The sequence below is a fragment of the Clostridium sp. 2218st1_F5_2218SCRN_220325 genome (assembly GCF_039062665.1).
GTDB lineage: Bacteria > Bacillota > Clostridia > Peptostreptococcales > Peptostreptococcaceae > Intestinibacter.
The window spans coordinates 215,104-237,518 of the sequence record NZ_JBCLNH010000002.1 but is presented as its reverse complement, the minus strand read 5'-3'; the positions used below and the strand labels follow the sequence as shown (position 1 = coordinate 237,518).

The 22,415-nt window shown below is 32.0% G+C and carries 22 protein-coding genes, 1 tRNA gene and 1 riboswitch; all 23 genes read left to right on the top strand.

The features are described 5' to 3' along the window. Window positions 1-186: formate--tetrahydrofolate ligase (locus tag ABCM86_RS02635; RefSeq protein WP_082421743.1), on the top strand; the 186-nt coding region annotated here is incomplete at its 5' end. 137 nt (window positions 187-323) lie between these two features. Beyond that, window positions 324-956 carry a cyclodeaminase/cyclohydrolase family protein gene (locus ABCM86_RS02630; RefSeq protein ID WP_295572008.1) on the top strand — a complete coding sequence of 211 codons (633 nt, stop codon included), beginning with the start codon at window positions 324-326 and terminating at the stop codon, window positions 954-956. A gap of 296 nt (window positions 957-1,252) precedes the next feature. Next, window positions 1,253-2,110, top strand: coding sequence for a tetrahydrofolate dehydrogenase/cyclohydrolase catalytic domain-containing protein (locus ABCM86_RS02625; protein ID WP_295572006.1), 858 nt, complete (start codon window positions 1,253-1,255; stop codon window positions 2,108-2,110). 42 nt (window positions 2,111-2,152) lie between these two features. Next, the gene (locus tag ABCM86_RS02620; protein WP_195929114.1) at window positions 2,153-2,827 is read left to right on the top strand and encodes a methylenetetrahydrofolate reductase C-terminal domain-containing protein; all 675 of its coding nucleotides are present in this window, start codon (window positions 2,153-2,155) and stop codon (window positions 2,825-2,827) included. Between the two features lie 33 nt (window positions 2,828-2,860). Then, window positions 2,861-3,742: a methylenetetrahydrofolate reductase gene (locus tag ABCM86_RS02615; protein WP_195929116.1), complete on the top strand. Its 882-nt coding sequence runs from the start codon at window positions 2,861-2,863 to the stop codon at window positions 3,740-3,742. A 238-nt stretch (window positions 3,743-3,980) separates the two neighbouring features. Next, window positions 3,981-5,369 (top strand): dihydrolipoyl dehydrogenase, encoded by a 1,389-nt coding sequence (gene lpdA, locus ABCM86_RS02610; protein WP_343003426.1) that lies wholly within the window; start codon window positions 3,981-3,983, stop codon window positions 5,367-5,369. Window positions 5,370-5,447: 78 nt separating this feature from the next. Continuing rightward, complete coding sequence (locus ABCM86_RS02605) at window positions 5,448-6,218, top strand: AAA family ATPase (RefSeq protein WP_195929120.1); 771 nt, start codon at window positions 5,448-5,450, stop codon at window positions 6,216-6,218. 52 nt (window positions 6,219-6,270) lie between these two features. After that, window positions 6,271-7,215 carry an acetyl-CoA decarbonylase/synthase complex subunit delta gene (acsD, locus tag ABCM86_RS02600; RefSeq protein ID WP_195929122.1) on the top strand — a complete coding sequence of 315 codons (945 nt, stop codon included), beginning with the start codon at window positions 6,271-6,273 and terminating at the stop codon, window positions 7,213-7,215. A gap of 33 nt (window positions 7,216-7,248) precedes the next feature. Continuing rightward, a complete protein-coding gene (acsC, locus tag ABCM86_RS02595; RefSeq protein ID WP_337814519.1) occupies window positions 7,249-8,604 on the top strand; it encodes an acetyl-CoA decarbonylase/synthase complex subunit gamma in 1,356 nt (451 codons plus the stop codon). A gap of 143 nt (window positions 8,605-8,747) precedes the next feature. Further along, a complete protein-coding gene (gene acsE / locus ABCM86_RS02590) occupies window positions 8,748-9,560 on the top strand; it encodes a carbon monoxide dehydrogenase/acetyl-CoA synthase methytransferase subunit (RefSeq protein ID WP_195929125.1) in 813 nt (270 codons plus the stop codon). A 77-nt stretch (window positions 9,561-9,637) separates the two neighbouring features. Beyond that, window positions 9,638-11,773 (top strand): acetyl-CoA decarbonylase/synthase complex subunit alpha/beta, encoded by a 2,136-nt coding sequence (gene acsB, locus ABCM86_RS02585; RefSeq protein WP_337814520.1) that lies wholly within the window; start codon window positions 9,638-9,640, stop codon window positions 11,771-11,773. 42 nt (window positions 11,774-11,815) lie between these two features. After that, entirely contained in the window at window positions 11,816-12,196 is a 381-nt protein-coding gene (gene gcvH / locus ABCM86_RS02580; RefSeq protein ID WP_195929129.1) for a glycine cleavage system protein GcvH, read from the top strand. Between the two features lie 106 nt (window positions 12,197-12,302). Beyond that, window positions 12,303-12,478, top strand: a riboswitch (cobalamin riboswitch). A gap of 323 nt (window positions 12,479-12,801) precedes the next feature. Beyond that, window positions 12,802-14,733 carry a corrinoid activation/regeneration protein AcsV gene (gene acsV, locus ABCM86_RS02575; RefSeq protein ID WP_343003425.1) on the top strand — a complete coding sequence of 644 codons (1,932 nt, stop codon included), beginning with the start codon at window positions 12,802-12,804 and terminating at the stop codon, window positions 14,731-14,733. A gap of 206 nt (window positions 14,734-14,939) precedes the next feature. After that, on the top strand, window positions 14,940-15,131 hold the full coding sequence (locus ABCM86_RS02570) for a CooT family nickel-binding protein (protein WP_195929133.1): 192 nt from the start codon (window positions 14,940-14,942) through the stop codon (window positions 15,129-15,131). Window positions 15,132-15,179: 48 nt separating this feature from the next. Further along, the gene (locus ABCM86_RS02565) at window positions 15,180-15,596 is read left to right on the top strand and encodes a DUF3842 family protein (protein ID WP_343003424.1); all 417 of its coding nucleotides are present in this window, start codon (window positions 15,180-15,182) and stop codon (window positions 15,594-15,596) included. Window positions 15,597-15,611: 15 nt separating this feature from the next. Continuing rightward, a complete protein-coding gene (locus ABCM86_RS02560) occupies window positions 15,612-16,097 on the top strand; it encodes a zinc transporter (protein WP_295571990.1) in 486 nt (161 codons plus the stop codon). Between the two features lie 71 nt (window positions 16,098-16,168). After that, a complete protein-coding gene (hisJ, locus tag ABCM86_RS02555; protein WP_343003423.1) occupies window positions 16,169-16,984 on the top strand; it encodes a histidinol-phosphatase HisJ in 816 nt (271 codons plus the stop codon). A gap of 182 nt (window positions 16,985-17,166) precedes the next feature. Next, window positions 17,167-17,258: transfer RNA gene (locus ABCM86_RS02550), tRNA-Ser, on the top strand. A 237-nt stretch (window positions 17,259-17,495) separates the two neighbouring features. Then, window positions 17,496-18,170 carry a Wzz/FepE/Etk N-terminal domain-containing protein gene (locus ABCM86_RS02545; protein ID WP_337814523.1) on the top strand — a complete coding sequence of 225 codons (675 nt, stop codon included), beginning with the start codon at window positions 17,496-17,498 and terminating at the stop codon, window positions 18,168-18,170. Between the two features lie 23 nt (window positions 18,171-18,193). Beyond that, window positions 18,194-18,892 (top strand): CpsD/CapB family tyrosine-protein kinase, encoded by a 699-nt coding sequence (locus ABCM86_RS02540; protein WP_343003422.1) that lies wholly within the window; start codon window positions 18,194-18,196, stop codon window positions 18,890-18,892. 28 nt (window positions 18,893-18,920) lie between these two features. Beyond that, window positions 18,921-19,607 carry an exopolysaccharide biosynthesis polyprenyl glycosylphosphotransferase gene (locus tag ABCM86_RS02535; RefSeq protein WP_295735332.1) on the top strand — a complete coding sequence of 229 codons (687 nt, stop codon included), beginning with the start codon at window positions 18,921-18,923 and terminating at the stop codon, window positions 19,605-19,607. Between the two features lie 13 nt (window positions 19,608-19,620). Further along, complete coding sequence (locus tag ABCM86_RS02530) at window positions 19,621-21,312, top strand: phospho-sugar mutase (RefSeq protein ID WP_343003421.1); 1,692 nt, start codon at window positions 19,621-19,623, stop codon at window positions 21,310-21,312. 55 nt (window positions 21,313-21,367) lie between these two features. Further along, window positions 21,368-22,414 (top strand): mannose-1-phosphate guanylyltransferase, encoded by a 1,047-nt coding sequence (locus ABCM86_RS02525; RefSeq protein WP_343003420.1) that lies wholly within the window; start codon window positions 21,368-21,370, stop codon window positions 22,412-22,414. Window position 22,415 lies beyond the last annotated feature (1 nt).

Here is a 22,415-nt window from a genome sequence, read left to right as displayed (position 1 = left end):
GACCAAACTAAATTAGGTAGACCAACTGGATTTAGAATAACAGTTAGACAAGTTACAATATCTGCAGGTGCAGGATTTGTAGTTGCATTAACTGGTGAAATAATGAAGATGCCAGGTCTTCCAAAAGTTCCAGCAGCAGAAAAAATCGATGTTGATGAAAACGGAGTAATATCTGGATTATTCTAGGTAGTAATTTAATATATATATCAGTGTGTAAATGTATTATAATATTTATACATAGTGACAAAAGGATTTAATCAAGAGAATAGTGTGCTAATGCACACTATTCTCGGTAAAACCTAAAATTAGAAGGAGATATATAAATGGAAAAAATAGCTGAAAAAAGTTGTATAGGTTTTGTAGATGTGCTAGCATCTAAAGCCCCAGTTCCAGGCGGTGGTGGAGCTGCTGCATTAGTTGGAGCTATAGGTATGGCTTTAGGTAGCATGGTTTGCAATTTAACAACAGGAAAGAAAAAATATGCACAATATGAAGAAGATATACAAGCTATATTAGGAAAAGCTAAAATATTACAAGATCAATTATTAGATATGATTGATAAAGATGCTGAAGGATTTTTCCCACTTTCTCAAGCTTACGGTTTACCAGCTAATACTGATGAAGAAAAAGCTGCTAAAGAAGTAGAATTAGAAAGATGCTTAAAACTTGCATGCGAGGTTCCTTTCAAAATAGTTGAGCTTTGCAATGAAAGTATAAAATTACATGAAGAATTAGTAGATAAAGGTTCAAGACTTGCTATAAGTGATGTAGGTTGTGGTGTTCAAGCTCTAAGAGGAGCTATATTATCTGCTCAACTTAATGTAATAATAAATGTAGGTTTAATGAAAGATAAAGAATACGCTAAAGCTTTAGATGAAAAATGTGAAGCATTAGTTAAAGAAGGCGTAGAAATATGCGACGCAGTATATGATAAAGTAATTGCTGCAATGAGATAATAAATCAAATATTGATACTCAATTTAAAATAACTTTAAAAAATTAAAAGTTAAGAAAAGAAATATAGAACAAATAAAAAGATAAAAATAAGTTATAAAACCCAAAAATAATGTAAATTAAATAAAAATAAAAAATTATCTATAATAAATAATTAATATATTCATTTGAATAATTTTTTAACAAAAAACTATGATTATACACAAAACTTTATACAATATTTGCCACAGAAGTATATAATTATAGTATATAAATATACATAAACCAAATAAAATTTAGAAATTAGGGGGCGTTAAACAATGGGACAAATAATAAAAGGTAAACCAGTTGGAGATGCGTTAAGTGACCAATTAAAAGTAGAATGCGAAGCATTAGTTAAAGAAGGAATTCAACCAAAATTAGCAATATTAAGAGTAGGTGCAAAACCTAACGACCTTTCTTATGAAAAAGGTGCTTTAAAGAAATGTGAAACTATAGGTATTCAAACAGAAGTTACTGAACTTCCAGAAGGAACAACTCAAGATGAATATATAGCAGCACTAGAAAAATTAAATAAAGATACATCAGTTAATGGTATATTAACATTTAGACCATTACCAGAAGGTATAGATGAAAATGTTATAAAAAATATTATAGCAGCAGAAAAAGACGTAGACTGTTTCAGTCCTTTAAATACAGCTAAACTTATGGAAGGTGACAAAACAGGATTTCCACCATGCACACCAACAGCAGTTGTAGAAATATTAAAACATTACAATGTGCCACTAAGTGGAGCTAATGTAGTTGTATTAGGTAGATCTATGGTAGTAGGTAAACCAGCTGCAATGTTATTATTAGCAGAAAATGCAACAGTTACAATTTGCCATTCAAGAACTAAAGATTTACCAGCTGTTTGCGCTGAAGCAGATGTTTTAGTAGCAGGTGTTGGTAGAGCTAGAATGGTTAAAGCTGACTATGTTAAAGAAGGTGCAGTAGTTATAGACGTTGGTATAAATGCTAAACCAGAAGGTGGCGGAATTTGTGGTGACGTTGATACAGATGATGTAGTAGAAAAAGCATCTATGGTAACTCCAGTTCCAGCAGGTGTTGGTTCTGTTACTACTTCAATTCTTGCTAAACATGTTATAAAAGCTTGTAAACAACAAAATAACAAATAATTTTCTATAGATTTTTAGAATTCAAATTGGGGGGAAAATCGTATGGTAATTTCTGAAAGAAAACCAATGGAAGAAATATTAGGATTTTTGAAAGGATGCGAAAAAGTAATCCTTGTTGGCTGTGGTCAATGTGCTTCAGCATGTAAAGTTGGTGGAGCTCCTGAAATAGAAGAAATGACAGCTTTATTAGAAGCTGAGGGGAAAACTGTTTTAGGTAGCGTACTGCCAGACTCTACGTGTAACTTACTTCTAAATAAAAAAGAATTAAAATCTGTTAAAGAAGAATTAAAACAAGCAGATGCTGTATTATCTCTTGCATGTGGAGATGGTACTCAAACTATAATGAAAAACACTAAAAAACAAAATATACCTGTTTATCCAGCAAACAACACTATGTTTATAGGTGAAGTTGAAAGAGTTGGTAAATTTGAAGAAGCTTGTAAGGCTTGTGGAGAATGTGAACTTGGATGGACTGGAGGTATATGCCCAGTAACTATGTGTGCTAAAGGCTTAGTAAATGGTGCTTGTGGTGGAGCTAAAAATGGTAAATGTGAAGTTAGCCCTGACAATGACTGTGCATGGGTATTAATTTACGAAAGACTTAAAGATTTAGGTCAATTAGACAACTTAAAAGAAGTTAGACCACCTAAAGATTATTCTAAACAACTTAATCCAAGACGTTTAGATGCTAATAAGAAAGCAAGCGCAGAAGCTTAAAACAAAGGTTATTATTAAAGGGGGATTTTTTAGATGAGTAAGTTAAGAGAAGCATTCGAAAAAGGTGAATTTGCAATAACAGCTGAAATGGCACCTCCAAAAGGAACTGATTTATCACATTTAGCAGAATGTGCAAAATTAGTTATTGGGAGAGTACATGCAGCTAATGTTACAGACAATCAATCTGCTGTAATGAGAACTTCATCTCTTGCTACATGTAAAATGTTAAAAGATTTAGGATTAGAGCCAGTTATACAAATGACAGGTAGAGACAGAAATAGAATTGCTATAGAAAGTGAAATGCTTTCTGCAGGATTCTTTGGAATAGATAATTTATTAGCTTTAACAGGGGACCATGTCTGTGTAGGTGACCACAAACAAGCTAAACCAGTATTTGACTTAGATGCTGTTAGTATATTATCAACAGCAACTATGATGAATAATGGTACAGATAGTACAGGATTAGAATTAAAGGGTAAAACAGACTTCTTCTTAGGAGCTTGTGTTACTCCAGAATATGATCCAATAGAAGTACAATTATTAAAAATGGAAAAGAAAATAAAAGCTGGAGCTAGATTTTTCCAAACTCAAGCCGTTTATGATATAGAACATATGAGAAAATTTAGAGAATTAACTAAAGATATGGACTGTAAAGTAATGGCTGGTATAGTTCCGCTTAAGTCACCAGGAATGGCAAGATTTATGACTGCTAATGTTCCAGGTATATTCGTTCCAGATGATCAAATCGAAAGATTAAAAGCTGCTGGTAAAGGTAATTATGTTGCAGAAGGTATAAAAATGGCAGGTGAATTCATCAGACAATTAAAAGAAGAAAATCTTTGTGATGGTGTTCACATAATGGCTATAGGTGCAGAAGAAAATGTACCACTAATATTAGACGCTGCAGGTTTATAGGATATATCTGTTTAAACAGAATAATTTTAAGGGGTATTCTCTAAAAATATTACATAGAATGTTAAAATTCTAGATAATAAGAGAAAAATCTAAAAATATTTGTAAAAATTTAACAGAAAAACAAGCTAAATGGGTCTATATTAGCTATAATATAAATAGATATATATTATATCTATATAGACCTTAATAATAAATAATAAAACTATAAAACATACAAGGTAAATGGGGGAAATAACAAATGAAAGTAGCAGTAATAGGAGGAGGCCCAGGTGGATATGTAGCCGCTCTAAAAGCAGCTATGCTTGGTGCTGAAGTAACTGTAATTGAAAAAAACAAATTAGGCGGTACTTGTTTAAATGTAGGTTGTATACCAACAAAAGCTTTATTAGCTTCTGCTGATGTTTTTAGAACTGTGAAAGAAGCTAAGAACTTCGGAATCGAAGTTGAAGGCGATGTTAAACCTAATTTTGATGCTATAATAGCAAGAAAACAAAAAGTAACAGATGAGTTAGTAGCTGGAATCCAATTTTTATTTGACAAAAGAGGAGTTAAAAAAATAGATGGATTCGCTAAATTAGTAGACAAAAATACTATAGAAGTTACTAAAGCAGATGGTACTGTAGAAACAGTTGTAGCTGATAAAATTATATTAGCTAATGGTTCTATCCCAACTGTATTCCCAGGCATGCCTTATAATGGTAAAAATGTAATAACTTCTGATGAAGTTTTAAGCTTACCAAAACAACCAGAATCATTAATCATAGTAGGTGGAGGAGTTATAGGTAGTGAAATAGGACAATTCTTCGCTACAATAGGAACAAAAGTAACTATAGTTGAAATGGCCCCACAAATACTAGGAAGAATGGACTCAGAAGCAGCAAAAAGCTTAACTAGACAATTCAAAAAAGATAAAATCAAAGTTATGACAGGTGTAGGAGCAGACAACTACATTGTAAATGATGATTCAGTTAAAATAGAATTAAATAATGGAAAATCAGTAGAAGCTGAAATGGTATTACTTTGCGTAGGTAGAAGACCTAACTTAGCTAACTCAGGTGTTGAAGAAGTTGGTATAGAAATGGCACCAAGAGGATTTATAAAAGTTAATGAATACCTAGAAACAAGTGTTGAAGGTGTATACGCAATAGGGGATATAATACCAGGAGCAATGCTTGCTCACGTTGCATCTGCTGAAGGTATGGTAGCAGCTGAAAATGCTGTTAAAGGTAACAGCGAAACAGTTAACTATAAAGCTATACCAAGCTGTGTATATACTGAACCAGAAGTATCTGGTGTTGGTGTAACAGAAGACGAATTAAAAGCTAACGGTACACCATATAACGTTGGTAGATTCGAATTTAGAAGCTTAGGTAAAGCAAAAGCAATAGGTAAATTACAAGGATTTATAAAAGTAATGGCCGACGAAAATGACACTATAATAGGTGCTTCTTTAGTTGGACCTCATGTAACTGACCTATTAACAGAATTATCTTTAGCTGTAGGTTTAGGATTAAAAGCTAAAGATGTAGGTAAAGTAATACATGCTCATCCAAGTTTATCAGAAGGCTTAATGGAAGCTATACATGATATACATGGAGAATGTGTACATGCTATACCAAAAAAATAATTTGAAAACACAGAGTTTGACATAATTTGATAAAAAGCTCTGTTGTGATAACACTTAGCTTAAGGGGGATATCATAAGATGACTTATAACATTGCTGTAGCCGGCAAAGGCGGAGTTGGTAAAACTAGTCTAACAGGGCTTTTAATTGACACATTAGTAAAACAAAAAAAGGATCCAATTCTAGTAGTTGATGCAGATGCAAACTGCAATCTGTATGAAGTATTAGGAACAGAGGAGCCAGAAACAATTGGACATATTAGAGAAGTAGCTAATATGACTGAAAAAAATGGGGATTCATTTCCAGGGGGAATGACTAAAGCTCAATTCCTACAATGGCAATTAAGCATGATCTTAGAAGAAGGCGATGGATACGACATGCTAGTTATGGGTAGATCAGAAGGGGAAGGTTGCTATTGTTTCGTAAATGGAATATTAAAACAACAAGTTCAAAAAATTTCAGATCACTATAAATATGTAATCACTGATAATGAAGCAGGTATGGAACATATAAGTAGAAAACTTACAAAACATGTTGATACTCTTATATTAGTTAGTGATTGTGCAAAACGTAGTATTCAAGCTGTTGCAAGAATTAGAGATTTAGCAGAAGAAATGAATTTAAGCGTTGGAAAAATCGGCTTAATCGTTAACAAAGCTCCAAATGGAGAATTAAGTAATGGTGTTAAAGAAGAGATTGAAAAATATGGCTTAGATTTATTTGGAGTAGTTCCTTCAGATGAATTAATATATGAATATGATTCAGAAGGTATACCACTAGTAAAATTACCTGATGATTCAAAGTCTAGGGTAGCACTAGAAAAAATAATAGAAACCCTAGATTTACCTTAATTTTTAAGGGGCACACATTATAAATTAAAATAGGCTTAAGGGGGAAAAAGATATGGCATTTAAAATGTCTACTCAAAAAGTTACTGGAACAGTTAATGTAGTAGAAATAGGTACAGGAGATAAAGCTATAAAATTAGGAGGAGAACAAGTTCTACCTTTCTATAGCTTTGATGGAGAAACAGGAAATGCGCCAGTTGTTGGTGCAGAAATATCAGATATCCAACCTGAAGAATGGATAGAATGTTATTCTAAAATATATGGAGACGTTTGGGCAGATCCTGCTAAATGGGCTAAATATGTTGAAGATAACACAGAAGCAGATTTCATATGCTTAAGATTAAATGGAGCTTCTCCAGATGGAGCTGATAAATCTCCAGAAGAATGTGCAGAAGTAGCAAAAGCTGTTGCTGATGCTATAACTTTACCATTAGTAGTTGCTGGATGTGGTAACGCAGAAAAAGACGGTAAAGTCTTTGATAAAGTTTCTGCTGCATTAGAAGGAAAAAATATATTAGTAATGTCAGCTGTAGAAGAAAACTACAAAGCAGTTGGTGCTGCGGCTGGTATGGCCTATGGTCAAAAAGTTGCTGCAGAATCTGCAGTTGATATAAACTTAGCTAAACAAATGAATGTATTACTTACTCAATTAGGCGTTAAACAAGAAAATATAGTTATGAATGTTGGTTGTTCAGCAGTTGGTTATGGTTATGAATATGTTGCATCTACTATGGATAGAGTTAGATTAGCAGCTTTTAACCAAAATGATAAAGCATTACAAATACCAATAATAACTCCAGTTTCATTCGAAGTTGGTCACGTTAAAGAAGCAATAGCTACTGAAGCTGACGTACCAGAATGGGGAGATAATGAAGCTAGAACAATAGGTATGGAAGTATCTACAGCTGCAAGTGTACTTGTTGGTGGATCAAATGCAGTAATACTTCGTCATCCAGAATCAATGAAAACTATAAAAGGTTTAATAAGCGCTTTAGCGTAATAGAATTATTTGTAAGGTTAGGGGGAAATAATAATGGCATTAAAAGCATTAGATATATTTAAATTAACACCAAAGAAAAACTGTAAGGAATGTGGATTCCCAACTTGTATGGCTTTCTCTATGAAAGTTGCAAGTGGGGCTGTAGAAGTTTCTGCTTGTCCAAGAATGGCTCCAGAAGCATTAGCTAAATTAGCTGCAGCTACTGCACCTCCAATGAAAACTTTAAAAGTTGGTGCTGGAGAAAGTGAATATGAACTAGGTGGAGAAACAGTTTTATTCAGACATGAAAAAACTTTAGTAAACAGAAATAGATTTGCTGTTAAATTCTGTGATTGCATGGATGAAGCTACAGTAGATGCTAAAATAGAAGGAATGAAAGTTGTTCATTATGAAAGAATAGGCGAAATAATGAAACCTGAATTCGCTTATGTTAAATACAATGACAATAAAGATAACTTCTTAGCTATAATCAACAAAATAAAAGATAGCGGTATCGAATGTGCATATGTATTAGAAGTTGCAGATGCTGATGTCGCTAAAGAAGCTGTTGCTGCATTAGCTGGATTAAAACCAGTAGTAATAGGAGCAAACAAAGATAACTTTGCTGCTATGGTAGATGTAGTTAAAGCTGACAGTTTAGCTTTAGGTGTACAAGGAGCTAACTTAGAAGAATTATATACTACAGTACAAGCTATAGAAGCTGCTGATTACAAAGAATTAATAATAGATGTAACAGGAGAAACTATAAAAGATACTTATATAAATGCTGTACAAGTTAGAAGAATAGCATTAAAAGAAGGAGATAGAAGTTTTGGTTATCCATCATTCGTAAACGTAGCTAAATTAGCTAACGGAGATGCTAACTTAGAAATAGCTTTATCTTCAATATTTACTATTAAATACGGAACTATATTAGCTGTAGAAGATATGACTTATGCTAAAGCATTACCACTATATGCATTAAGACAAAATATCTTCACTGACCCTCAAAAACCAATGAGAGTAGAAGCTAAAGTTTATCCATTAAATAACCCAGACAAAAATTCTCCAGTATTATGTTCAGTTGACTTCGCGTTAACATACTTCACAATTACTGGTGACATAGAAGCATCTAAAGTACCTTGCTGGTTAATGATACCAGATGCTGGTGGATATTCAGTTCTTACAGCTTGGTCTGCAGGTAAATTCGGTGGATCTGTTATAGGTGCATTTGCTAAAGAATGTAATATAGAACAATATACTGATTGCAGAGATATAGTTATACCAGGTAAATTAGCAGTTATAAAACCTGACGTAGCTGATAATATGCCAGGATGGAATGTAATCATAGGGCCATTAGAATCTATGGAACTTCCAAAATTCTTAAAAGAATATGCTGCTAATCACTAATATATATTAGTAATGAGTTGATTAATTAATATAAAAAAGCTTATTAAATTTAAACATTAATAATTATAATAATTATAGATAGAGACTTGAGGTTTTCCTTAAGCCTCTAAGATAATATAAAAATTCTAAGGGGGATATTAAGTATGGAAAAATTTATGATCATAGGGGAAAGAATACACTGTATAGCACCACCAATAAGAAAAGCTATAGCAGAAAGAGATCCTGAACCAATATTAAAAAGAGCAATAGAACAATTAGATGCAGGAGCTCATGTTATAGACTTCAACATAGGGCCAGCTGAAAGAGATGGAGCTGAAATAATGACTTGGGGTGTTCAATTATTACAATCTGAATTAAATAATGTACCTCTTGCATTAGATACAGCAAATGTCGCTGCATTAGAAGCTGGACTTAAAGTTTATGATAGAACTCATGGTAAACCAATTATAAACTCTGCAGATGCAGGTGGAAGAAAACACTTAATGGAATTAGCAGGTGAATATGATGCAGCTATAATAGCATTATGTGCTAAAGAAGGTATTCCAGCTGATAATGATCAACGTATGGGATATTGTACTGAATTAATTGAAGCTGCTGCTATGGCCGGTATAGACCCAGAAACAGATGTTTATTTTGACCCACTTTGCTTAGTTATAAAAGGTATGCAAGATAAACAAATGGATGTTTTAGATGCTATCAGACAAATGACTGAAATGGGATTAAAAACTACTGGTGGTTTATCAAATGTATCTAATGGTTGTCCAAAACATATAAGACCAATATTAGATAGTAACTGGTTAGCAATGGCAATGGCTAACGGATTTTCTTCAGCAATAGTTAACCCATTAGATGAGTTATTAATGCAAACTATGAAATCTTGCGATATTATAAGAAATGCTTCTTTATACGCTGATTCATACTTAGAAGTTAAAGAATTAGGATTTGAATACAAATAAAAATTATAAATAAATAAAACTCTCGGTCAAGCTTTTTAAAAGCTTGACTTGTGAATATATTTAAAGGGGGAAGTAGAGTGAATTTATATAACATAATTTATACAGGTGCTAATCAAGCATATGATGCTGCAAGCCAAGCTTTAACAGCTGTAGTATCAGAAAAAGGTAAAGACCATCCAGTAGCATTCCCAGATACTGCATATGCAATCCCATGTATATATGCTGCAACTGGATTAAAAGCTACAACTTTAGCAGATTTAGAAACAGCTTTAGGTGTTGCTAAATCATTAATAGTAGAAAAACCATTATTAGAAACTGCTTTAAATGCAGGTTTAGCTACTGCAGTTTGTGCAGAAATAATAGAAGCTATAAAATACGTAAATAGTGATGCTCCATACGAAGCTCCTTGTGCAGGACATATAGTTGACCCTATAATAAGATCTCTAGGTGTTCCACTTGTTACAGGAGATATACCTGGTGTTGCAGTTGTTCTTGGTGAATGCCCAGATTCTGAAACATTAGGAAAAATAGTTAAAAAATATCAAGCTGCTGGTATCATGACTTTCTTAGTTGGTAAAGTTATAGACCAAGCTATAGAAGCAGACGTTAAAATGGGTGTAGACCTACGTGTTATCGCTTTAGGATATGATGTAACTTCAGTTATCCACGTTGTTTCTGTTGCTATAAGAGCTGCTTTAATATTCGGTGCTGTTAAACCAGGTGACTTAAATGCATTATTAGCATATACAGCAGAAAGAGTTCCTGCATTTGTTAATGCATTCGGACCACTTAGTGAATTAATAGTTGCTTGCGGTGCTGGTGCAATAGCTCTTGGATTCCCAGTAATAACTGACCAAGTTGTTACAGAAGTTCCATGTAACTTATTAACTCAAAGAGATTATGATAAATTTGTTGACACTTCATTAGAAGCTAGACATATAAAAATAAAAATAACTGAAATACCAATTCCAGTTGGATTCGCAGCTTCATTCGAAGGTGAAAGAATCAGAAAAGCTGAAATGGCTTACGAATTTGGTGGAAACAAAACTACTGCTTGGGAATTAGTTAAATCATATGATTTAGGTGAAGTAGAAGACCATAAAATAGAAGTAATAGGACCTGAAATAGATCCAGAAGCTGCTAAAGATGGTGTTGTAAGATTACCACTTGCAATAATCGTTCAAGTTGCTGGTAGAGCAATGCAAGATGACTTCGAACCAGTTCTAGAAAGAAGATTCCACTACTTTATGAACTATACTGAAGGTTTAATGCACGTTGGACAAAGAGACCAAGCTTGGGTAAGAATATCTAAAGACGACGTTGCAAAAGGATTCCAATTAAAACACATAGGTGAAGTTATGTACGCTATGATGAAAGACGAATTCGATGCAGTTGTAGATAAATGTGCTATAACAATAATAACTGATGAAAAAGTAGTTGAAGAAAGAAAACATGAAGCTATAGAAAGATATAATGCTAGAGATGACAGATTAGAACAATTAACTGACGAAGCAGTTGATGATTTCTATTCTTGCAACATGTGCCAAGCATTCGCTCCAGCACACGTTTGTATAGTAACTCCAGAAAGACTTGGATTATGTGGTGCAGTTTCTTGGTTAGATGCTAAAGCTACTAAAGAACTTAACCCAACAGGACCATGTCAACCAATAGAAAAAGGTCCATGTCTAGATGAAAAGAAAGGTATCTGGCAATCAATGTCTGATGCAGTTTGTGAAATATCTCAAGGTGCAGTAGAAAATGTAACATTATACTCTATAATGGAAGACCCTATGACTTCTTGTGGATGTTTCGAATGTATATGCGGTATAATGCCTGAAGCTAATGGATTAGTTATAGTAAACAGAGAATATGCTGGTACTACTCCAGTTGGTATGACATTTGGTGAATTAGCATCTATGACAGGTGGTGGAGTTCAAACTCCAGGATTCATGGGTCATGGTAGACATTTCATATCTTCTAAAAAATTCGCATATACTGAAGGTGGACCAGAAAGAATAGTATGGATGCCTAAAGAATTAAAAGATGCTGTTGGAGAAAAATTAAATAAAACAGTTAAAGAAATGGCTGGTATAGATAACTTTACTGACTATATCTGTGACGAAACAATAGCAGTTGATTCTGAAGAAGTTTGTGCTTTCTTAGCAGAAAAAGGACACCCAGCATTAGAAATGGATTTCATAATGGGAGAATAATTTTCCAGAAATTAAGAAAATACGATTAGGGGGAAAATAAAAATGGAAATACTAAACGATAGAAAATACAGTCCAAAACATACTTGGGCAAAATTAGATGGAGAATATGCTTATATAGGAGTAACTGACTTTGCTCAAGATCAACTTGGTGAAGTTCTATACGTAGACGTACCAGAAGTTGAAGATGAATTAACTAAAGACTCTGATTTTGGAGTAATAGAATCTTCAAAAGTTGCTTCTGAATTAATAGCACCTATATCTGGTGAAGTTGTAGAAGTAAATGATGAAAAATTAGAAGACGAACCAGAATTCGTTAATGAAGCTCCATATGATGCTTGGATTTGTAAAATAAAAGTAGCTGATATGGCTGAATATGAAGCATTATTAACAGCTGAACAATACGAAGCTACTTTAGCTGAATAGTATTTGAACCCGCTTATTTCAGATTAAAATAAAAGTATAGTGAAGGTGAGTAAATTCACTTTTACTATACTTTTTTAAAAAAGATAGGGGATAATTATATCTGATAAAATTTAATATAAATTTAGGTTTTCTTAATCGAAATTAATAGGGAAAAAGGTGAGAATCCTTTACAGTTCCCGCTACTGTAATATAGACGAAACCAAAAGGCCACTGTATTTTACGGGAAGGCCGGAAGTAGGATGAAATTAAGTCAGGAGACCTGCCTAAATTAAACGTGATTTACCTCGGGAGATAGGATAACTTCACAACATTATTTAGGCTAGGTTCAAATTAAAAAATACTATAAATAAGATAAATTTAAGTATTTTTAGAACTTAATATAAATATGTTTGAATTAAAAAGTCTTCATGGAGAAGGCTTTTTTTAATTTCCAACATTTTAACTTAAGCAACGGACGAAGTCGTTGGCGCCATGAGCGAAGCGAATTTTTAATTCTGGGAATGACTAAATTTGGTAAAATAATAACGATGTTTTTAACTTATTATATGTCGAATATGATAAAATAATAGTAAGAGTTTATTTATAATTTTGGGGGAGGATAAATTATGGCGAAAGTTGTTTTTAGACCATCAAGCAAAACAATAGAATGTGAGATAGGGGATAACTTATTAGAAGTTGCAAGAAGAGCAGATGTTTATATAGAAGCTCCATGTAATGGTAGTAAAAGTTGTGGAAAATGTAAGGTAAAATTATTAACAGGGGAAGTTAATCAAGAAGTATCATCTCACTTAAGTGATGAAGATAGAGAAAATGGATTTATCTTAGCATGCTGCACAACAATAATATCAGATATAGAAGTTCTTACAAATTCTTCTTTAGACATGGCTATGAGAGGAATGAAAGTTGAAGGCGGAGATAAAGCTAAGGACAAAGTATTATTTGATAAAGCTGTAGAGATAGCAGAAAAACACAACATAACTTTAGAAAATAATATAAAGAAAACTTGTATAAATCTTGATGAACCAACATTAGACGATAATATAAGTGATGTTGATAGATTAGAAAGACATATAAGTATGAACTTCGGTGGAAAACAGATGACATACGACATAGAAGTTCTAAAGAAAATGCCAAAATCATTTAGAAAAAATAACTTTGAAATAACTATTACATATAGAGATTTTGACGATAGATTAGAAATAATAGATGTTGAACCAGGAAATACAGAAGGTGAATTATATGGTTTAGCAATAGATATAGGTACTACTTCTGTTGTTGTATGTTTAGTAAACTTAATCACAAATGAAGTAGTAGAAAAAGGTGCATCAGGAAATGGACAACTTCAATTTGGTGCAGACGTTATAAACAGAATAGTTTATGCAATAAAGAAAAACAACATAGAAAAAGCTAAAGCAGCTGTAGTTGATGATACTTTAAATATGTTGATAAACGAATTAGTAAAATCATCAGGTGTTAAAAGAAATAATATAGTAAGCGTTGTTGCATCAGGAAATACAACAATGTCTACTTTATTCTTAGGAATATTCCCTGATTATTTAAGATTAGAACCATTCATCCCACCATTTTTTAAATCACCAAAATTAAATGCAAAAGAAGTTGGGTTAGATATAAACCCAAGTGCAAGTGTTTATTTATCACCAAATGTAGCTAGTTATGTTGGTGGAGATATCACATCAGGTGTACTTGCTTCTGGTATTTGGGCAAATGAAGAAAATGTTCTATTTATAGACTTAGGGACTAATGGTGAAATAGTATTTGGTAACCAAGACTTTTTAATGAGCTGTGCATGCTCAGCAGGACCTGCATTTGAAGGTGGAGGAATTAGCTGTGGTATGAGAGCATCTGCAGGAGCAGTAGATGGTGTAGATATAGACCCAGAAACTCTAGTTCCAAAATTAAATACTATAGATAATGAACCAGCTATTGGTATATGCGGTTCTGGTATAATCGATTTAATTTGTGAAATGCTTAAGAAAAAAGTAATCGACAGAAGAGGAAAAATACACAGAGATTTAAATAATGAAAGAATAAGATTTGATGAAAATGATATTGGTGAATACGTACTAGCATTTGCTAAAGATAACGACCATCTACAAGACGATTTATTTATAACAGAAGTAGATATAGATAACTTTATAAGAACTAAAGGTGCTATATATTCTGGAGCAGCAACATTAGTAGAAAGTTTAGGTATGGATTTTGACTGTGTAGATAAAGTTTATATAGCAGGTGGTATAGGAAACCACTTAAATATTGAAAACTCAGTATTTATAGGATTACTTCCAGATATCGATAGAGATAAGTTCCAATACATAGGAAACAGTTCACTTATAGGATCTTATCTAACATTATTAAGTGATGAAGCTAAAGCTAAATTAGAAGAAATATCAGATGTAATGACATATGTTGAACTAAGCGTATACCCAACATATATGGATGAATTTATATCTTGTTGTTTCTTACCTCATACAAATATAGATGCGTTCCCAAGTGTAAAAGCTATATTAGAAGGGTAATTTAGTGATAACAAAATAGAATTGAAATAAAATACAATATTTGGATATTGTGTTTGACTTTGGATAAATAACAGTGCTATACTTAAGGTATATGAATATTGTGTAACGAAATCATGAAGGTTTCTATAAGTATAGCAGTACTATAGAAATCTTTTTTGATTTTTTTTAGAAATCGCTTTAAAGTATTTATAGGAGGGTGATTTAAAATGTGTGAATCTTCAGCATTTGTATTAGGGAAAAATAATGAATTAACAAGAGTTATGGAAAACGTAGTTAACGTAAATCCTGTTAATGGAAAGGTATATCTAACTGATTTATTGGGAGAAGAAAAAATATTAGATGGATATATAAAAGAAATAAAATTAATGGATCATAAAATCATATTAGCTCAAGATTAATAATATAATATTATCTTAGCTTAAAAAAGATTAGATGAGGTATAGCACATGGTAATAGCAGTAATAGATGGAATGGGTGGGGGAATAGGAGCCCAAATAATATTATCTTTAAGAGAAGAATTACCAACATATATTGATATATATGCTTTAGGCACAAATTCAATTGCAACTAGTGCAATGATGAAATCCCATGCCAATAAAGGAGCAACAGGGGAAAATGCTATAGTAGTATCATCCAAAAAGGCAAGCGTAATAGTTGCACCAATCGCAGTAACAATGCCTAATACTATGATGGGTGAAGTTACTAGCAAAATTAGTGAAGCTATATGTGATAGTGAAGCTCTAAAAATATTACTACCTATAATGCCAGAGAATTTTTCTGTAGTAGGGGTAGAAAATAAACCACTATCTTTATTAATAAAAGATACAATAAAAGTCATAAAGAAAGAATTTAATATAAAGTAATTGGAGGACAAAGAAATGATATTTAACAGAGACATAATAAGACAACATCATGGAGATAACTGTGGATGTGGAGGACATGACCATGGACATTCACACGGACACGAAGCAGCTCACACTCACAGTCATGGGGATGACTGCGGATGCGGGCATGACCACGGACATAGCCACGAAGAAGAACATGCACATGCACACGGAGACGATTGTGGATGCGGACATGACCATGATGATCACGGACATGATCATGGACATAGCCATGGAGATGACTGCGGGTGCGGAGGACATGACCACGCAACAGTAGTAGAAAATAAAGACGAAAAAACTTTAAATATACTATTAGTTCATTGGGTAAACCACAACCAATCTCACGAAGAATCATTCCAAGAATGGGTAGAAAAAGCTAAAGCTATGGGTAAAACAGAAACAGCTACTTGCATAGAAAAAGCTATAGAATATATGAATAAAGCTAACGAAATGTTAATGGAAGCTAAGAAAAGTATGTAATTGAGCATAGGAAGTAATACAATGTATTTGTATTACTTCTTTTTTATATTTCAAAATATAGGGGGGAGAAAATGAACAAATCACCACATAAATATCTGAAAGATGGGCATATACATACACCATACTGTCCTCATGGGACAGATGATTCATTTGAAGAATACGTGCAAAAAGCTATACAAGTTGGGCTTGATGAAATATCATTTACAGAGCATTTTCCATTGCCAGAAGGATTTGAAGACCCAGCCCCGGCCAAAGATAGCTCTATAGAAGCAGATAAAATGGAAAGCTATATAAATGATGTAAAAAAAATAAAAGAAAAATATAAAGACCAAATAAAAATCAACATCGGCGCAGAAGTGGATTATATAGAAGGTTTTGAAGAAGAAATAAAAAACAACTTAAATAAATACGGTGAGTATTTGGAAGACGGCATTTTATCAGTTCATATGATAAAAATAGAGGACAAGTATTATTGTATGGACTTTAGTTGTGAAGAATTTGAAAAAATAGTAAACTTGCTCGGTTCAGTAGAATCAGTATATAATCTTTACTATGAAACACTTATAAAAGCTATTAATTCGGACTTAGGAAAATATAAACCTAAAAGAATAGGACATCTAAACTTAGTAAGAAAATACAATAAGAAGTTTCCATATGATTATTCAAATAATAAAAAATTAAAAGAATTAGTAAAACTAATATCAGATAGAGGATATGAACTCGATTATAACATAGCAGGATTATTTAAAGAAGATTGTGGCGAAACTTATATAAGTGGATATCTCGCAGAATTGATTAAACAATATAATATAAAATTAGTTTTAGGTTCAGACTCACATAGTGCAAAGTATATAGATAAATATGAAAAACTTAATGAACATATCTAATAGATTTTGCATATCTTAAATATGAATTAGTTTTGATTCAAATGCTTCTCTGGATGCTGCTTAGGGGAGAGGGCCGTTCAGAGAGGCAAGATTTATTTTTTGAAAGAATTAAAATAATAAATAAAATAAAAATAAATTATTGACTACTGTAAAAAAATAGTATATACTGTGTATATAGAAATGGAGAAGTACTCAAGTGGCTCAAGAGGATCCCCTGCTAAGGGATTAGGCTGGGTTAACCGGTGCGAGGGTTCGAATCCCTCCTTCTCCGCCAGTAAGCTCTGATGATTTCATCAGAGCTTTTTTTGTGTTTTATTTATAAAATATTAAAATTCAGAATTTATCCACTAAATCTTAATATTAAAAAAACAAATAAAAAAAATAAAAGATAATGAAATTTATTCTATACAATTCTGATAAAAAATATTATAATATTCTTTGTCGGAAAAAATTAGAATAATATGCATTATTTATAAATAATGTGTAAATATAAAATCGGGGAGGGAAAAAATTGGAGGAAGAAGTAATAGACTTAAGGGAGTATCTTTCTATTATTAAGAAAAAATGGTTTATAATGGCGATATTATGCGTTGTATGTGTAGCAGCAAGCACAGTATACAGTTTCTTTATAGCAAAACCAGTATACCAAGCAGAGACAACATTAATTGTAAAGACTGAGAAAACAGAGGGGACAAATACAGTAACAAGTGATCAAATTAAAACGACTCAACAATTAGCTGTAACATATGGGGAAATAATAAAATCAAGAAAAGTTTTAGACGATGTTATAAAAAACTTAGATTTAGATGAATCATATGGTCAATTATCTGGGAAAATATCTGTTTCAACAGTTTCAGACACACAGATAATAAAAGTATCAGTTCAAGATACAAATAAGTCTAATGCAGCAAAAATAGCAAATGAAATACCAAAAGTATTTGCTAAGGAAGCTATAAGAATAGCTGATGCAAACGGTGTAGAAGTTATAGACAAAGCTCAAACACCAGTAAATCCAGTTTCACCAAATAAAAAGATGAATATCTTAATAGCAGGTGTGCTAGGTGTAATGATAGGATTATTTATTATATTTATAATAGAATTCCTAAATACAAAAATAAAAACACCGCAAGATATAGAAAAGGAATTGGGACTTCCTTTACTAGGTGTAATACCAGAAGAATTATAAAAATAAATACATAGGGAGATAATATGGGAAAAATAACGAGTTTAGAAAAACCACAATCAAACATATCAGAAGCATATCGAACTATAAGAACGGGGATAGAATTCTCTAATTTAGATAAAAATTTAAAAGTAATTTGTGTAACAAGCTCTAAAAAAGACGAGGGAAAAACAACTGTTTTATGTAATTTAGGAGTAAACTTTGCAAAAATAGACAAAAAAGTTCTTTTAATAGATGGAGATTTGAGAAATCCAACAGTTAACAAATTATTTGATACAAAAAATGCACAAGGCCTAATGGATATATTATTAGGACGAAAAAATATTGAAGAATGTATAAAGAAAACTACACAGGAAAACCTATACATTTTAACAGGAGGAACAATACCTCCAAATCCTGCAGAAGTTTTATCTTCAAAAAAAATGAGCCAGTTTATAGAGTCTATAAAAGATGATTATGATTATATATTTATAGACGCTCCACCAGTTGGGATAGTGAGTGATGCATCTATAATATCTTCATATTCAGATGGAGTTATATTTGTAGTAGGCTCTGAAGAAGTAGATTCAAACTTAGCCAAAGTGGCAAAAGAAAGACTAGATAGTGTAAATTCAAATATACTAGGCGTTATTCTTAACAAATATAAAACAGAGACAAATAGCGAATATTATAATTATTACTATCATAGCCAAGAAGAAAAGAAAAAGAAGAGAAAAAGAAAATAATTTTTGTTTATAGAGAGGGGGAGTATTAATGGAAAAAACAATCTCTAAAAACAAAAATACAGATTTAAATGAGGGTATTAACTTAAATGAGATTTTAGAGAGGGAATCAAATTTATATCTTTTTATAAAAAGAAGCATAGATATCATATGCTCTTTAGCTGGGATAATAGTATTATCACCAATATTTTTAATAGTAGCTATTCTTATAAAAATAGAAGATCCAAAGGGAAGAATAATTTTCTGTCAAGAGAGAAATGGCCAACATCCTAAAACTTTTAAAATGTATAAGTTTAGAAGTATGGTTCACAATGCCGAAGAATTATTAAAACATTTACAAGAACAAAATGAACAAACAGGTCCAGCATTTAAGATGACTGATGACCCTAGGATAACAAAGGTAGGAAAATTTATAAGAAAGACTAGCTTAGATGAATTACCGCAATTATTTAATGTTTTAAAAGGAGATATGAGCTTAGTCGGACCGAGACCACCAATTCCTAGAGAGGTTGAGCAATATAATTCATACCAAAAACAAAGACTTCTTGTAAAGCCAGGTCTTACTTGTATATGGCAAGTAAGCGGAAGAAATAATATCGGTTTTGATGAATGGGTAGAGATGGACTTAGAATATATAAAAAATAGAAATTTATTATTAGATATAAAATTGATTTTAAAAACAGTTAAAGTACTGTTTGGAGACAGTAATGCATCTTAGGGAGTGTAAGTAAATGAGGGAATATATAAAAAAGTACAATGAATGGATGAATAATCCATATTTTGATGATGAAACAAAACAAGAACTAAAAGCAATTCAAAACGACAAAAAAGAAATAGAAGATAGATTTTACAAAGAATTAGAATTTGGAACTGGAGGACTTAGGGGAGTTATTGGTTATGGAACTAATAGAATCAACAAGTACACAGTGAGAAAAGCTACTTTTGGACTTTGTAATTATATCTTAAAAAAGTGTAAAGAAGACGGTCAGAAAAGAGGCGTAGTAATAGCCTATGACAGCAGACACAAATCAAAAGAATTTTGCATAGAAGCGGCAAAGACATTAGCAGCTTGTGGAATAAAAGCTTATATATATGACAGCTTGAGAAGCACACCGCAATTATCATTTTCCGTAAGATACTTAAGTTGTGTAGCAGGTATAGTAATAACTGCGAGTCACAATCCACCAGAGTATAATGGATACAAAGTTTATTGGTCAGATGGAGGACAAGTTTGTCCCGATATCGCAAACGAAATAATACAAGAAGTAAACAAAATAGAAGATTACAGTAAAATACCAACTACTAAACTTGGCGATAACTTAATCCAAGTATTAAATAAAGATATAGACAAAGCATTTATAAATGAAGTAAAAAAACAAATTATAAATCAAGATGTAATAGATAGAGTTGGAGACAAAATAAAAATAATCTATACACCGATACATGGAACAGGCAATATTCCAGTAAGACAAGTTTTAAAACAAGCTGGATTTAAAAATGTAGAAGTTGTAAAAGAACAAGAATTACCAGATAGTAATTTCTCAACAGTTGAATATCCAAACCCAGAAGAAAAAGCAGTATTCGAAATAGCTATAAATATGGCAAAAGAATCTGGTGCCGATATAATACTAGGAACAGATCCAGATTGCGACAGGGTTGGAGTTGTAGTAAAAAACAACGAAGGAGAATATGTAGTACTTAACGGTAACCAAGTTGGTTCATTATTAGTAGACTATGTAATCAGTAATAATAAAGAAAAAATATCAAATGTAGTAAATCCAACAATAGTAAAAACAATAGTTACATCAGAACTAGGAGCTAAAATAGCAAAAGAAAATGGTGTTGATTGTATAGATACATTAACAGGGTTCAAATTTATCGGAGAAAAGATAAACGAATTTGAACAAAATAAAGATAGAACATTTGTAATGGGTTATGAAGAAAGTTACGGATACTTAGTAGGAACTCATGCAAGAGATAAAGATGGAGTAGTATCATCACTTTTAATATGCGAGATGGCAGCTTATTATTACGATAAAGGAATGACTTTATACGAAGGGCTTCAAGAAGTATATAAAAAGTACGGATATTATAAAGAAGAATTAAAATCTATAACTTTAAAAGGAATTGATGGCATGAAACAAATTCAAAATATTATGAATAGTTTCAGAACTTCAGATGTAGCTTCAATAGCCGATATAAAAGTTAGTGAGATTAGAGATTATAAAGAAGGAATAAACGACCTTCCAAAATCAGATGTTCTTAAGTTTGTTTTAGAAGATGGAAGTTGGATAGCTGTTAGACCATCGGGAACAGAGCCAAAGATTAAGTTCTATTTTGGATGTAATGGAGATAATCAAGAGATTGTTGATGAGAAATTGGATAGGATAATAGAAGATATAACAAATAAAGTTAATAATTAATTAAAATATCATGGCATAGTAGTCAAAATTATGTATATTGATAGGGGGAATAAATATGCTATGTGCATTAATAATGGCTGGTGGAAAAGGAACTAGATTCTGGCCACTTTCTACTGAAGAAAAGCCAAAGCAATTCTTAAATCTAATAGGTGAAGAAACTATGATACAAATGACAGTAAATAGAATAACGCCTATTATACCGATTGAAAGGGTATTTGTTTGTACTGGTGAGATGTATGTTGATTTAGTAAAAGAACAACTTCCAAATCTGCCAGAAAGAAACATAATAGTAGAACCACAAGGAAGAAATACAGCACCTTGTATAGCTCTTTCAGCATTAGTAATTAAAAAATATTACAAAGATGCAAATATGATAGTATTACCATCAGATCACCTAATCAGTGATGAAGATGGATTTAGAGATATTATAAAAAGTGCAGATAGATTTGTAAACGAAAATAAAGAAGCGATAGTTACTTTAGGAATGGAACCGACTAGAGCCGAAACTGGATACGGATATATTAGATATGGTAATGATGAGAAAAAAATCAACAATCATAAAGTTATAAAAGTTGATGCTTTTGTAGAAAAGCCAGATAGAGAAAAAGCCGAATCATATATAGAAGAAGGAAACTACCTATGGAATGGTGGAATGTTCTTATGGAGTGCTGACAATATACTAAACCAAATAGAGAAATACTCAAATGGTACATATGAAGCATTAAAAGACATTGAAACAGTAGATAATGAAGAAATACAAGAACTTATAAATAATAATTATCATAAAACAGAAGCTATTTCAATTGACTATGCTGTTATGGAAAAATCAGATTCTATATACGTTGTTCCAAGTAGATTTGGTTGGGATGATGTTGGAAGCTGGGAAGCACTTGATAGATATAGAGAAAAAGATGATAAGGGAAATGTACTAGTTGGAAATGCTAAGGTTGTAGATAGTCATGGAAATCTAGTTATATCATCTAGCCACGATATAGTAGTTGAAGGACTAAAGGATATATATGTTATTGAGAATGATGGTAAAATTCTAGTTGGTCAAAAGTCAAATGTATCTAATGTAAAAGAACTAAAAAGTATTATTTAGA

Coding starts and splice junctions, on each gene's coding strand:
- ABCM86_RS02630 (WP_295572008.1), top strand. CDS start 324: ATGGAAAAAATAGCTGAAAAAAGTTGTATAGGTTTTGTAGATGTGCTA.
- ABCM86_RS02625 (WP_295572006.1), top strand. CDS start 1,253: ATGGGACAAATAATAAAAGGTAAACCAGTTGGAGATGCGTTAAGTGAC.
- ABCM86_RS02620 (WP_195929114.1), top strand. CDS start 2,153: ATGGTAATTTCTGAAAGAAAACCAATGGAAGAAATATTAGGATTTTTG.
- ABCM86_RS02615 (WP_195929116.1), top strand. CDS start 2,861: ATGAGTAAGTTAAGAGAAGCATTCGAAAAAGGTGAATTTGCAATAACA.
- lpdA (WP_343003426.1), top strand. CDS start 3,981: ATGAAAGTAGCAGTAATAGGAGGAGGCCCAGGTGGATATGTAGCCGCT.
- ABCM86_RS02605 (WP_195929120.1), top strand. CDS start 5,448: ATGACTTATAACATTGCTGTAGCCGGCAAAGGCGGAGTTGGTAAAACT.
- acsD (WP_195929122.1), top strand. CDS start 6,271: ATGGCATTTAAAATGTCTACTCAAAAAGTTACTGGAACAGTTAATGTA.
- acsC (WP_337814519.1), top strand. CDS start 7,249: ATGGCATTAAAAGCATTAGATATATTTAAATTAACACCAAAGAAAAAC.
- acsE (WP_195929125.1), top strand. CDS start 8,748: ATGGAAAAATTTATGATCATAGGGGAAAGAATACACTGTATAGCACCA.
- gcvH (WP_195929129.1), top strand. CDS start 11,816: ATGGAAATACTAAACGATAGAAAATACAGTCCAAAACATACTTGGGCA.
- acsV (WP_343003425.1), top strand. CDS start 12,802: ATGGCGAAAGTTGTTTTTAGACCATCAAGCAAAACAATAGAATGTGAG.
- ABCM86_RS02570 (WP_195929133.1), top strand. CDS start 14,940: ATGTGTGAATCTTCAGCATTTGTATTAGGGAAAAATAATGAATTAACA.
- ABCM86_RS02565 (WP_343003424.1), top strand. CDS start 15,180: ATGGTAATAGCAGTAATAGATGGAATGGGTGGGGGAATAGGAGCCCAA.
- ABCM86_RS02560 (WP_295571990.1), top strand. CDS start 15,612: ATGATATTTAACAGAGACATAATAAGACAACATCATGGAGATAACTGT.
- hisJ (WP_343003423.1), top strand. CDS start 16,169: ATGAACAAATCACCACATAAATATCTGAAAGATGGGCATATACATACA.
- ABCM86_RS02540 (WP_343003422.1), top strand. CDS start 18,194: ATGGGAAAAATAACGAGTTTAGAAAAACCACAATCAAACATATCAGAA.
- ABCM86_RS02535 (WP_295735332.1), top strand. CDS start 18,921: ATGGAAAAAACAATCTCTAAAAACAAAAATACAGATTTAAATGAGGGT.
- ABCM86_RS02530 (WP_343003421.1), top strand. CDS start 19,621: ATGAGGGAATATATAAAAAAGTACAATGAATGGATGAATAATCCATAT.
- ABCM86_RS02525 (WP_343003420.1), top strand. CDS start 21,368: ATGCTATGTGCATTAATAATGGCTGGTGGAAAAGGAACTAGATTCTGG.